7 protein-coding genes are annotated in these 14,207 nt (G+C 29.1%); 3 read left to right on the top strand and 4 right to left on the bottom strand.

Annotation, left to right across the window (positions count from 1 at the left end; translation table 11 throughout):
• The first annotated feature begins 23 nt into the window (after window positions 1–23).
• The 3 genes from AB8B22_RS02000 to AB8B22_RS01990 all read left to right on the top strand — a co-directional run bounded on the left by AB8B22_RS02000 (window position 24) and on the right by AB8B22_RS01990 (window position 2,747).
• Window positions 24–320, top strand: a complete 297-nt coding sequence (locus tag AB8B22_RS02000) for a hypothetical protein (RefSeq protein WP_369711457.1) — start codon at window positions 24–26, stop codon at window positions 318–320.
• A 54-nt stretch (window positions 321–374) separates the two neighbouring features.
• A complete protein-coding gene (locus AB8B22_RS01995) occupies window positions 375–1,148 on the top strand; it encodes an RNA polymerase subunit sigma (RefSeq protein WP_369711456.1) in 774 nt (257 codons plus the stop codon).
• A gap of 141 nt (window positions 1,149–1,289) precedes the next feature.
• Window positions 1,290–2,747 (top strand): hypothetical protein, encoded by a 1,458-nt coding sequence (locus AB8B22_RS01990; RefSeq protein WP_369711455.1) that lies wholly within the window; start codon window positions 1,290–1,292, stop codon window positions 2,745–2,747.
• A gap of 132 nt (window positions 2,748–2,879) precedes the next feature.
• On the opposite strand, the gene lpxD is transcribed toward AB8B22_RS01990, so the two are convergent.
• The 4 genes from lpxD to AB8B22_RS01970 form a co-directional block, all read right to left on the bottom strand.
• On the bottom strand, window positions 2,880–3,884 hold the full coding sequence (lpxD, locus tag AB8B22_RS01985; protein ID WP_094080737.1) for a UDP-3-O-(3-hydroxymyristoyl)glucosamine N-acyltransferase: 1,005 nt from the start codon (window positions 3,882–3,884) through the stop codon (window positions 2,880–2,882).
• A 113-nt stretch (window positions 3,885–3,997) separates the two neighbouring features.
• Window positions 3,998–6,385 carry a BamA/OMP85 family outer membrane protein gene (locus AB8B22_RS01980; RefSeq protein WP_369711454.1) on the bottom strand — a complete coding sequence of 796 codons (2,388 nt, stop codon included), beginning with the start codon at window positions 6,383–6,385 and terminating at the stop codon, window positions 3,998–4,000.
• A gap of 8 nt (window positions 6,386–6,393) precedes the next feature.
• Window positions 6,394–11,418: a translocation/assembly module TamB domain-containing protein gene (locus AB8B22_RS01975; RefSeq protein ID WP_369711453.1), complete on the bottom strand. Its 5,025-nt coding sequence runs from the start codon at window positions 11,416–11,418 to the stop codon at window positions 6,394–6,396.
• Between the two features lie 429 nt (window positions 11,419–11,847).
• Window positions 11,848–14,061 (bottom strand): RelA/SpoT family protein, encoded by a 2,214-nt coding sequence (locus AB8B22_RS01970; protein ID WP_369711452.1) that lies wholly within the window; start codon window positions 14,059–14,061, stop codon window positions 11,848–11,850.
• Window positions 14,062–14,207: the final 146 nt, after the last annotated feature.

Genomic DNA, 14,207 nt, shown 5'->3' with positions numbered 1-14,207 from the left:
ACATTTATAGAGAGGGTAATGAAATGTTTAGAAGGAAAAAGGAAATTTTTTATGTTGGAAATGTTGAGATTATTATTAATGAATCAACCCTTGATGTATTTAGAAATACAATCTATTATGTAGATATTCAGGATGCTCTGTGTATTAAAGGAGTTCCGTTTATTACCTGTGATATTTACGAAGATGAATTTTCCAACCATTTAATTGCTCAGGTGGGACTGGAAGATGACGAGGAAAACGATATATTACCAAGTGTAGATGAACTGAAAAATAAAAAAATTGTTTGCTTTATTCAGTTAGATGAGCATATAATGAGATAGAACTGTTGAACTGCTCAGAATTATATACAAAATATTCAAATGGAGGTTATTTTTATGAACATGGAAATCATACAAATTTGTGATATTACATTAGCAGTAAAATTTGCCTTAAAAACTAAAACTAATATTGAATATTTTCCTTTTGAATATGAAAAAAGTATAGAATTTCTATTCTCTAAAAATAAAATAGATTTTTTAGAAAAAAACTACAAAGCCGGAAATATTGAAGAATGGTTTGATTATTGTTTAAAGTTAAGTTTAGAAGATATAAAAATTTTATTACCTGTTTCTTCTAAAAATTTAAATATTCCCAACGATTTAAATACAGAGAAGATTAAACTCATTTGCTATTTTAAAAATAATTTGATTCTTTATTTTACACCAAAATGGAAGAAAACAAGTGGTGGATGGAATATTATTTATACTGCTCACAAATACGAAAATTCTATCAATGGAAAATTTAAATTTTATGATAATACAGAAGATTTTAAAAATGTATTAAGTAAAATAGCAACTTTGGCTGATAAAATTAATTTTCCAAATTTTGGAAATACCTTTAGAAAAGCTTTTAACATTTTAAATGGGGAAAGTTTTGAAAATATAAGAAATACTTTTTATGGACAAACTCTTTTCAAAATGCCTGAAATAAATGCAAGACTTTTTTGTTCAGCTAAAATTTCTAATGTTTTTGGTGGAATGGGTTCCTGGAATGACAGTCCTCCTTATTATGCACACGAAAAAGGACTTGAAAGTGAATATGACATTCTTACGGAAGAACTTTTGACACAAATTAGGCTTGCTCTTTTATATTCTGTAAATGAATGGTAAAATATAGTAAAATTATAATGAATGATTTATGGAATTATGGAATTTTTTTAAAATATACTTATTATTGTAGTTGTAGTAACAATTCTTTTTCTAATTTCTCAAAAAAAAAAGAAAAAAATAGTAGAAAAGGGGAATAAAAAATTGGAAAACAAAAATTTATCCATATATGAATTAATAAAATCTTCTATTCGAGAGTGTGGAAAATTACCTGAAGATTTTGCTTTGCCTCAAGAAGAGGAGAATGGAATTCCTTGGGCAGATGGTGCAATGGATGGCGTTTTTTTGTATCATAATAATACAAATGAAGAAAATATAGAAACTTTGAAGAATATTGTATTTCAAATTTCAGAAGGAAAATTTAAAGAAGCTCAAAATAATTTAGACCATTTAGATTTTTTAATGGTTTCATCAAGAACTTCCTTGCTAAATTGGATTATTCAAGAAAATGAAAAAATAAATGCCAATAATTTGTATAAATTTACTATCTCTCAATTGAAAACTTCTAAAAATAAAGAAAGTATAAAATTTTCTTTGGCTGTATTATTATTAATGGGAGTTGAAAAAGATGTTAGTGCAATGGAAATAATAAAAACTTTGGCTCTTTCTGACGAGTTTACCTTATTTTGTTTAGATATAATAGCTAGGCTAGAAAATTCAAATGAAGAGATTTTTGAAATTGTCAAAAAGGTTAAAGGATGGGGAAGAGTACATTCCATCGCATATTTAGAAGTTACTAATGATGAAATAAAAGATTGGTTATTAGAAGAAGGCTGTCACAATGAAATAGATTCAGCATATACTGCATTAACTTGTGTAAAAAAAATAAATTTACTAGAATTATTAGATGAAGAAAATATTTCTAATAAAAAATTTAATGCCATTTCATATTTAATTACTGCTTTATTAGATGAAGGACCTGCTTCTGGAATTTCATCCTTAGAAAATAAAGAAATGCTAATTGAAAGATATTTAAAAAAAGCAAAATATTTATCTTCAACAGAAAACGATTATCGTGCTGTTATGATGATTAAAGAATATATAAAAGATGACAAAAAAATTAATAATAATTTTATAAAAATTTGCAATGAGATTTTAAATTCTGAAAGAACTGTAAATAATATAAAAGAATTAATGAAGAAAGGATATTCTTATGATATAGCAAAATATATAAAAATAGACATTGAACCGTATGCTTTAGAATATTTACAAAGTAATCTTTTAAAAAATCCCTATATAATGTATGATATATCAAAAAAAGAAAATATAGAAAAACTTGTCTTACTCGTAGAAAAAAGATTACCATTAGAAAAAATGAAAGGATCTCCTACTGATAAAATCAATTTTAGAAATGAAGAATTTACAGTTTTAGATGTTGCAGTTAGAACTCTACAAAATTTTGAAGGGATAGGAAAAAATTTAATGATATGTGCTCTAAATTCTCCATATGAAAATGTGAGATATGGAGCAGCTAATACATTGGAAAAATGGAAAGGGAAGGGATATATTTTTCCTGATGAAATAATACAAAATATAAAAAACTTAGAAAAAATTGAAGTTGATGATGAGTTGAAAGAAAAATTAAACAAATTAGTAAAATGACATTCTATATTACCAAAGAAGAATTTAAAAGAAAAAAAGGATGATAAAAATACCATCCTGAACCATATATTATATTTTGAGTTTACACAAAATTCTGGACACTCTCACACAAAATTTCAAACACTCTTAAATTTATTTATCTTCTAATTTTCTTTCCAATTTTTTTACTTTCTTTACCAGTTCTGGAACTCTTCCCATAGACATTTTTATTCGCAAATCATCTATATGTTCTCTTAGTGGGAATCCTGACATTTGTTTTCCATCTGGTACATTATTCGTAACACCTGATTTTGCAGCAATTACAACATTGTTTCCTATTTTTAAGTGGCCTGCCACTCCCACTTGACCTGCAAGGATTGTATTATTTCCAACTTCTACGCTTCCAGAAATTCCCACTTGTGCTATTATAAAACAATTTGACCCTATTATGTCATTGTGAGCGATATGAACTAAATTGTCGATTTTAGTTCCTTTCTTTATTATCGTATCGCCAATTGCTCCTCTGTCAACACAAGTATTTGCTCCTATTTCTACTTCATCTTCTAAAATTACATTTCCAATTTGCTCTATTTTTACATTGTTCCCTTTTACTTTTATATAACCAAATCCATCTGAACCAATTACTGCTCCTGGCTGAAAAATACATCTTTTTCCAATTTTACAAAATTCTCTGATTGTAACATTTGGATATACAATTGTCCCATCACCAATTTCTGTACCTTCAAAGATTGAAACATTTGGATAAATAACAACATTTTTTCCTATTTTTACATTATGACCTATGTACGTATTAATTTTTGAAATATTTGCTGTTTTATCTATCACTGCTGAATCTTCTATTGCTTTTTCAAAAGGCTTTATTTTAGGCTTAAAGTAATTTAACAAGATTGGCATTATTTCTCTTGGATTTTCATCTACCACGATAAACGTCTTATTTTCTGGCAAATTTGGAATTTCGGGAATTATTAACGCTCCAGCATTACATTTTTCGATATTTTTTAACATTTTTTCATCTGCGGCAAAAGCCAGTTCTTCTTCATTTGCATTAAAAAAAGGAGCTAGCCTTGTAAATTTTATTTCATTATTTCCGATAATTTTTCCATTTATTAAGTTCGCTATCTCTTTTATATTATACATCTTTTCCATTTTTCATACCTCTTTTTATTTTTTAAAAAATTAACAGGGAACCTTTAAATCCCCTGTTTTATAAAATAACTTTGTCCTTATAATTTTTAGCTGTAAATTATATTCTAGAATGATTGTCCAAAGCTGAAATAAAATTTACCTTTGTCTTTTTTCTTACCAGGTTTTTCAGGGTCCATTGGCCAACCGTAATCAAATCTTAATGGTCCAACTGGCGTATTTAATCTAAGTCCTACTCCATAACCTTTTTTAAGATCTTTGAATTTGTGTGAATTTTTTCTGTCAGGTGAATAAGTTCTTCTTCCAGTCGCTGGGTTTATTCCCTCTTTTTGCCAAGCGTTTCCTATATCAAAGAATGCAACCAATTGCACTGTGTCATTGATTTTTGTTCTATTTTCAATACTTGCATAAAATTGATCATATCCATCAAACGCTCCATATTCATATCCACGAAGTGTTTCAGCTCCTCCAACACTAAATCTCATTGCATCAGGAGTTCCGCTTCCTGTAGAACCCCAAACTGCTCTATATGCCATCACATTTCTCTTACCAAATAATGGATGAAATGCTCTTAAATCAGCTTCAAATCTATCATATTTTCTAGGGTCTTTCAAAAGATCCCCTCTTTCATAAGTAAAATCTGCATAAAGCCCTTTTGTCGGGTCATTTACATTATCTCTTGTATCATAAATTAACTCTGGAGTTGCTGCTATTAAATTATATTTATCTTTAACATCTCCTCCTGAATAAATTTCTTTTTTGTGATCATATCTCGCTGAAAGTCTTACATAAATATCTTTATTTAATCCTTTACCTATTGTCCATCTTGTTCCTATTGTTTTAACTTTTTCAAGCTCGTCCCAGTCAGCGTCATCGTCAACAGATTGTGTCCAATAAACAGAACTACCCATTTGAACTCTTTCAGTTCCTTTTACCCAAGGATCAAACCAGTCTATTGAAAATGTTTTATCCCCTTTATTTGATGCTTCCAAATTAATCGAAGCCTGTTGATCTCTTCCTAAAAAGTTATCATCCGCTAATTTAAGTCCTCCAACTAATCCAACTGAAGTACCGTAAGAAATACTTCCATTAATTGTTGTTGTAGGTCTTTCTTCCACTATAAATTTTATATTTCTTTCATTTGGGTCAGTTTCACTTCCATAAAGCTCTGGTGTTACTCTTGTAAAAATACCTGTTCTGTACAATTCTCTTATTGAACTTTCTAAATCACTATTATTTAATACTTGTCCTGGTTTTACTTCCAAATATCTTTCCAAAACGTAATCTTTTGTTCTTAATTTGGTTCTTTTACTACTCTGTCTGTCATTATCATTTTTAGGTGTAGATTTTTCAAAAGTTATATCTTTAACTATACCTTCACTAAGACCAATATTTACATCTCCAGTTTCTCCAACAGTTATTGACTCAATTCTTGCAGTTGAATACCCATTTTTAGAATATAATCCGATTATTCCATTTGAATCAGGATTTAATAAATTACCATTTAAAATTTCTCCTTTTTTTATTCCCAATGCTTCTTCCAATTGAGCATTAGTAAATAAAGTATTTCCTTGGATATTTATACTTTGAACAGCTGGATTTTCTTGTACTTCATACATTATTGAAACTGTATTGTCAGCTTTTCTATCTATTTTTGGCTCTACGGTTGAGAAATAACCTGACTTAAATAATTCTTGAGCTCCATCAATTGCTTTTTGTGGAATAAGTTTATCTCCCACTTTTACTGGAAGATTATTTAAATAATCTTCTTTGTTTAAAGTTTTAATTCCTTGAATATCTACACTTGTTATTGTAAAATTTGTTTCTTTTTGATTTTCTTCATACTGTAATTGTGACTGAAGAACTTCTTGTGCATTTGGATTTTCATCAACTGCAATATCAATATCTACCGCATCTCCATTAATATTTGGAACTGTATTTACATTTGAGATATATCGCTCTCTTTTTAACGCTAAGTAAATATCGCTCAAATTTTTATTCGAGTAGTTTTCTCCAGTTTGAACTGGAATTTTTGACCTAATCAAATCTTCTGGCAACTGTTTTAAATTAGAAATGTTTATTTTTCCGACTTTTAAATCACTTCTGTTTACTACTGCTTGATTTCTTTCTTTTTTTTCTTTAGATTTTTTTACTTTTTTCTTTTTATCTTTTTTTCCCCGTTCCTGAACTTCTTCATCAGAATCTGTCGAAGAATAAGTTTCTTCGTCAGTAGACTTTAGTTCTTCACTCTGTTCTTGAGATGTTACCGCTCCCGATGTTTCGTCTTCTTCATTTTCAGTTGCTGTTGTTGCCGATGATGTTGATGAAGAACTTGTTGTGGTGTTTGCTGCTAATGTTGTTGATTCTGGCTTTTTTTGTCTTATTTCATTTTTACTTTCAACCGTTTTTTCTCCTTCTTCAGCTGCTTGTGACATATTATTCATAGAAACGAATAATGTAACCACCACAATTAAAGCATAAATTTTATTTCTCATTTTTCCTCCTATTTTCTTAATGTATCCAATTTTCTTTTTTTAAATATTTTCTTGAATAAATCACCAATGCTATCAGCTTTTGTTGAAAAATCAATTCCAAAATAATAATTTATTTTATTTTGTTTTTTATTTGATGCTCTTAAATTTATTTTGCTACTTTTTGGCGCTGTTTCTCCTCCAGCTCTAAGATCAAGTCCAGTTGCTATATTATAGCTCAACCAGGCGTTGTATCCTATTGGATTTTCCTCTTTTTCTCCCGAAGATTGGAAAGGGAATTTTATAGCCAAATTCCAATAAATTTTATCTTTGTATAATTTATCTTTCAAGCTTAATGTTGTAGAAGCATTGTATTTACCAGTTTTATTTGATTTATCTATATTTGTTGATACAGACACTTTAGACAGTCCAAAAACCCCTTCAATTTTATCAGTTATTGAAGAAAAAATCAACTCATTTAATGCAGTGCTTAAAAGTGAACCTGCTACGACCACTCCATCTTCTGAATTATCTTTTGGACCTTTTTTATCTTTGTTTCCATTTCCAACAACTTTGTCAAAAGCTAACAGTGAAATTATTTCCTCCTCTGTCTTTCCAGAACTTGAACTAAACCTGATATCAGGATTATTCACATTTCCTGTAACACTTACTTCTATTCTCTCAGAGCCAACTTTCGTACTCGCTTCAAAATTAACAAATGTATTGGACATAAAATCTGTTTCTGAAGTCGATTTTGAAAGACTAACTATTGAATTATCAATTTTAAATTCATTTCCATTTAAGTAGAATGACCCTTTTGAAATATCGAAATCTCCCATTAAGCCAATTGCCCCGTTTTCAAAGGAAATTTCAGTTGCTCCTTTTATTGTACCTTTTATATTTTTAACAAGGCTGACACTAGGAATATTTAATTTTACTTTTTCTCCGACTTGAACATTCAAATTAACTGTATATTGTTTCAAAATTTTGTCCAAAACTTCTTCAACTACACCTTCCACAATGCTTTTATCTTTTTCCTGTTTTTGAAGTTCAGAATTTTTTGAATTATCTTTATTTACAAAATCAGGTATTTTTCTAATTTCAGCATCACTTACAACCAAATTTCCAAACAATCTGTCTTCAGTCAACATCAAATCTCCTGTAACTGCATAGTCAATATCATTTCCATAATGAAGTCCCAATTTATTCAAATTCGCATTCAACTCAAATTTACCCAGTTGCAAACGCTTAGTTTTCATAAAGTCTGGCGGTATTGTTGGCACATCCAAATTTCCTGTTACATTAAATGTCCCATTATTAAAGCCACCATCTAATCTGTTTACTATAAGTTTTGTCCCCTCTAAATCAATATTGGCATTGATATTGTCAACTAAAGTCCGTTCATCTTTTGTCTTATAATTAAAGTTATTTAACAAAATATGCCCTGAAGTTCCATGACTACTTGAAAGAATAGCGTCAATATTAGCAATTCCACTTGCACTAGCCACATCTTTATTAGCTTCTAAAAAGTTCAAGTTAAAGTTTTGTGCCAATACCGAAATATCGTATTTTATTGGCGAATAATCGAAATATCCGCTGACTATAAGTGGGTTGTTTTCATAATTCAGATTAAATAGACCAATATTTACTGTCTTTTCATTTCCTTGAAGATCTATGTCAAGATTTGTTACTGGAAATCCAGCCAAAGTTACTTTGTCAGATTTTATTTTTAAACCAGTCAAAAATTTCTCAAAACTTCCTTTATAAAAGAAATCAAAGTCAATATTTCCGCTATATCCTTTATTTTTCAAATCTTGTACAGAATCTAACGAAAAATTGTGATCTCCAACTTTGTAGTCAATGTCAACATTTTCCAAGTCAAATTTTGTATTTGTCTCAAATAATGTTTCATTATTTTCTCCAATAAATTTTAAACTTTTTATATCAAAAATCCCATATTTAAATAATTTATCAATATTTCCATTACTGTAGTCGATATTCGCCACAATATGTGGAATTTTATAACTTCTGTAACTCATATTTCTCAAAATTAAATGTCCATACATATTAAATTTATTTAAATGACCTTTTAAATTAATTTTAGATTTTGTTCCAAATGTCAAATCATTCATTTTTAATAATTTTGGAATGTCATCTTCGTCTAGATTAAGTTCCAAATCAGCCACTTTATTTTTCAGATTATATGTTCCAGAAATATTATTTCCTCTCAAAGTTACATCTTTAAAGTTTACTATACTATTTTTTATATCTAAATCCGCTCTTGTCTGTCCGATTGAATTAAAATTAATTTTTGTCGTCGATGGAGTCAACAAAATTTTTCCATTTAAATTATCTGGCGTTCCAGAAACATTTGCTTTTAGACTGTCAACATACATGCTCACTTGCGGATCAAATATACCATATAAAACGTAATTTTTAAGCTCTCCATCAAGTTTTACATTTCTTGTTTTTAAATTATAACTTCCTTGCGCAAATAATTTGTCATTTCCTAAACTTTCAATTTTTAAAATATCATTTTTTAAATTTAATTTTGCAGTCAAATTTTTAAGTCTATGATATTGATACCAAACTTCGTCCGCAAAAATATTCATATCCAAGTTCATTTTTGCCAAATCATTAATTTTCCCTTTTGCATGTAAATTTTCAAACTCTGCGATATATTCTCCGTAAGGACTGGAAATTTCAAAATTTCCAGAAAGTCTGTCATTGACTTTTCCACTAATTTTAGCCTTCGCATTCAAAAGAAATTTTGCGTCATTTAACTTTTTGGATTTAAAGACATAATTATTTAATTTGGCATCAATTTCTGCTCTTCCAGTTTTTAAATGATAACTTCCTTGTGCAAACAATTTATCATTTCCCAAACTTTGAATTTTTAAAATATCATTTTTCATATTCAATTTTGCAGTCAAATTTTTAAGCCTTTGATCTTCCCAAGAAACTTCATTTGCTAAAATATTCATATCCAAGTCCATTTTCGTCAAATCACGAATTTTCCCACTCGCATGTAAATTTTTATATTTTACAAAATATTCTCCAGAAGGACTGTAAATTTCATAACTTCCCATGATTCTGTTATTTGTCCCGTCAATTTTAGCTTTCACATCCATTGGGAGTCTTGCTTTATCCATTCCTTTAAAATTATATCCATAATTTTTTAGCAGTTTTGACAAATCCATTTTACTTACATTTTTAATATTGTAGGAATGTTTCATATCTGCTGTTGTCGTACCTTTTACACTTACCACTACTCCACCAGTCTTTACACTGGCTTTTATATTATAGTTTCCTCTATTTATATTTATGTTTGCAACTATACTCTCAATCATTTTTATTGGCAAATTTTTAAGTTTTGCCTTTATATTCCCTGAACGCAGCATATGCTTCTCATCAAACTTAACAAATAATTTTTTTACATCTGGATTTAGTACATATTTTTTTCCACCATATCTAACCGTAATATAATCCTTTCCTTGTGCGTTGACAAAAAGCGTTTTAGCAGTTGGATTTACCACATAGTCTGCATTTAATTTTTTTGAAATAAGCGTCCCAGAAATAATATTTTTATTTGAAATTTTCACATTTCCAACAAATCTCGGAATATTGTAATCTGAGTCTTTGTTTACTAAGATATAGTTACCTTTTCCGGTCTTTTTATTTAAGTCATATATAAATTTTGGAATTTTTACATCATCTTTTATGCGAAATCCGCTTAGCACTTCGTCAAAACGAAAAGCCGTGTCATCTAGTTCAAAAAAACCTTTTTGAGTGGAAAGCTTCATATTTGTGCTAATGTTTCTAAAATTATAATTTGCTATTTTTATGTTTTCCGATGAAAATTTTCCATCCAATTCAACTTTTGCAGATTTTTCTTTAGTTTTTTTCTGTACTTGATTTTTATTTTTGTCTTTTTCTTTAGATTTTTCAATGTCAACTTTTAGATTTAATTCTCCAGTGACATTTCCTTTTGCTTTTACATTAAAACCTTTCAAGATTTTGTATCTTGCAATTTGTGAATAAGGAACTTCTCTTACTTTTATTTTCATAGTGAGCTTTAAATTTTGATTTCCGTAATTTAATAGCAGCGAAACTGGCTTTTGCGCCAACAATGAATTTGCATTGACTATAATGTTTTCCTTTGTCATATTGATATTTGCATTAATTTTATCAATGTCACCATCAAAATCAACATAGTTCAATATTCCATCTTTTACAACTAAATTCCCAGTTGGTTCCATAGTTTCAGTCGCTTTATTTTTTGTCAAATTAAGTTTTCCATTTAACATTCCACCTTTTATTGTTATCATTTCAAGCGGAAGATATTGTCCAAGCTCCTTTGTAACTTTCACATTTCCAAAATCAAAATTTAAGTAAAATTCTTTTCTCTTTTCAGAACTATTTTTAATTTTATCAAATCTTGATTTTAACGACTGCACTGAATTTAACTTTTGATTTAATTCAATTCCCAAAGTTTCAACCGTATTGTCCGCATTCAAATTTCCTATTCCCTTTGCCACTAATAAGAATCCACGAGATTTTGCAGATTCTAAATTTCCATTTACGCTTGTCATAGATTTCTGTATTTTTTCTTTAAAATTTGTATCAGCGTAATTAAGTACTGCATTGTGAATAAAAAGTTTTCCAATCCGACTGGTTCTGTCAAATGTTTTTTCTTTTTTGTCCTTTATTATGTGAAAAAGATTAAAATCATTATTTTTTCTTCGCTCCAAATTTACAGTTGCACCAAAAATATCTATTTTACTAAGCCTAGTTGGCGTAAGTAAATTTATTTTTGCTACCACTTTTTTCGCATCAATCACCATATTTCCCGACAAATCTCTAACTTTCAAATTATCAATCTGAATTCTGTCAAATCCATAAAGTCTAATTTTGTCAAACTCAACATTTAATGCATTCGTTTTCAAAATTCTCGTCAGCGTCGACTTAAAATGTGGTGTTGAAATATAGTACTTTAATGTGCCTAAAGCCAAAAGAAGCGGCATAAAAACCATTAAAGATTTTTTTAAATATTTCATTTCACAACTTTTACCTCCTTTTCTTTAACTTGTGCATTTTTATCTGCACTGTAAGTCATGGCAAAACGGCTATTCTGAAAAGGATAATTTTATGTCTTTTAACTTTTTATTTTGTAATAATATTATTTTATTGTAAATAATTTTTTTATTTACAAAAAATCCAATTACCCTATTTTTATGATATTCTTTTACTTTTCCAACTAAAATATCCCCTGTATTTTAACATAATTTTGGATAAAAATCTATTTTTATTTAAAACCAAATTTACAAACTAAAATATTTTAAAATAATCGTTCAAAAATATAATACGCTATTGCAAATATTATCGCAAAAAATATTAATTTTTTCGCTACTTTAAAAATTAGTTTTAAAACAAAAAAAACTATAATTATTGTTATCAGCATTTTCATTTTTATTCCCCCAAAACCTTTATTTTACTATGTCGATCACATCTTTCATTGATTTCAAGTTGTTTGCCAGTCTTTCAAAATCTTCTCTTCCCCGTATCATTATTCCTAGATGTATAAGGCAAAGCTGATTTCCATTTTCTTTTAAAATATTTGTGTTGACATTTACTATTTCCATTTTATATTCGTTTAAAATTCTTATGATGTCCAAAAGAAGACCGTTTCTATCGTATGCCTTTATCAAAAAATTAAACTGGTATCTCGTCGTATTTTTACGAATTTCTTCTTCGTCCCAATACACTTCAACTTCCCTATTTGGCTCAATTTCCATCAATTTCTCAAAATTTTTACAATCTTTTCTGTGAATCGCAATTCCCCTGCCACGCGTCACATATCCGCAAATTTCATCTCCAGGAAGCGGACTGCAGCATTTTGCAAAACGGTACATTGTATTTTCTGTTCCTGAAATTTTTATTCCGCCTTGGCTTCTTTCTTTTCTCTTATTTCCTTTTTCCTGTTCCGCCTCCAAAACTTCTTCCAGTTTTTTCTCCTGTTTTCTCTCAAATTTTTTCAAAAATCCGTCAAGTGACAAATCTCCAGTTGCAAATTTATAAAAAAGTATTTCTTTTGAAGAAATATTAAATTTTTTCATGTATAAAAATACTTTTTCTTCTTCCACAACATCCGCAAATTTCAGTCCCAATTTTTCAAACTCTTTTTCTAAAAGCTGTTCCCCTTCTTTTGATTTTTCCAAAAACTCTTTATCCTTAAACCACTTTCTAATTTTTGATTTTGAACTGTGATTATTTACCATCGCTATCCAGTCTTTTCCTGGACCTTTTGTATTTTTGGAAGTTAAAACTTCGACTTTATCTCCATTCTCTAGAGTTTGATTAAGTTGAACTATTCTGTCGTTAATTTTGGCTCCAATCGTTCTGTAACCAATTTGCGTGTGAATTTGAAACGCAAAATCAAGTGCAGTTGAATTTTTTGGAAGTTCAACAACATCGCCTTTCGGAGTAAAAACAAAAATCGTCTGATTTAGCACATCTCCCGTAACTTCTTTGGCAAAACTTTTCGTCTTTTCTTTTTCATTTGCTTCATTTGTACTTTTTTCAATAATTTTTTTCACAGCTGCATAATATTCTTCATTTTTAGATTTTTTCTCTTTGTATTTTTTGTCTTTATATTTCCAGTGTGCCGCAACCCCGTCTTCAGCAATTTGGTGCATCAGTTTTGTTCTAATCTGAATTTCCACTTTTTGATTATCAGGTCCATTAACAGTTGTGTGAATCGATTGATACCCATTTATCTTAGGTGCAGCGATATAATCTTTAAATCTTCCAGGAACTGGAATAAACAAATTATGAATTATTCCAAGCGCATTGTAGCATTCATCTTCCCGATTGACAATTATCCTGACCGCAATCAAATCATTCAAGTCAGCAAATCTCTTTTCTTTTTCAATCATTTTTCGATAAATACTGTAAAGATGTTTAGGTCGCCCCGTAACTTCTCCTTTTAAATTATGCTTTTCAAGTTCTTTTTCTATTTTTTCAATAACTTTTTTAGTATAATTTTCTCTCTCTTGTTTTTTTGTATTTACAAGCTCCTTAATTTCTTGATATTCTTCAGGATGTAAATATCTAAAACTTATATCTTCAAGTTCTGACTTTATTTTTGACATCCCAATTCTATGTGCAATCGGTGCAAAAATTTCAAGCGTTTCTTTAGATTTTTCAAGCTGTTTTGCTGGGGTCATGTATTTAAGCGTTCTCATATTATGAAGTCTATCAGCTAATTTTATAATTACAACTCGAATATCCTCAGACATTGCAACTACCATTTTCCGAATATTTTCAATCTTTTTACTATCCGTTCTTGGCAAATTTCTAAGTTTCGTCACTCCGTCAACAAGTTTTCTGACATCTGCACCAAAAATATACTCAATGTCAGGCAAGGTAATAAGCGTATCTTCCACGACATCATGAAGTATTCCAGCGACAATCGTATCCGTATCCATCTTCAAATCCACAAGAATTTCTGCCACTTCCACAGGATGCAAAATATAATTTTCTCCACTTTTTCTCTTTTGTCCAATATGCGACTCATTCGCCAAAGTAAATGCTTGAGAAATCTCTTCGGTATCGACATCCAAGTTATTTTTTTTAATTCTGTCAAAGAGCTGCTGCAGTAACTCTTTTGACGTTTTATTTATCACTTTTTCCTGTTCCATATTTTTCTCCTTTTCAGGTCAAAATTAAACCTACTTTTATTTTCTTCAATTTTACTATATATTTCAAAAAAAATCCATCTTTTTAAAGAATAAGACAAAGTAAAAATTATAATCTTGAGATTATTTAAAAATTGTGGTAAAATACG

The organism is Leptotrichia rugosa (genome assembly GCF_041200005.1).
GTDB classification, from domain to species: domain Bacteria; phylum Fusobacteriota; class Fusobacteriia; order Fusobacteriales; family Leptotrichiaceae; genus Leptotrichia; species Leptotrichia rugosa.
Note: the sequence above shows the minus strand (reverse complement) of the source record. Positions and strands in the feature narration are given on the sequence as shown.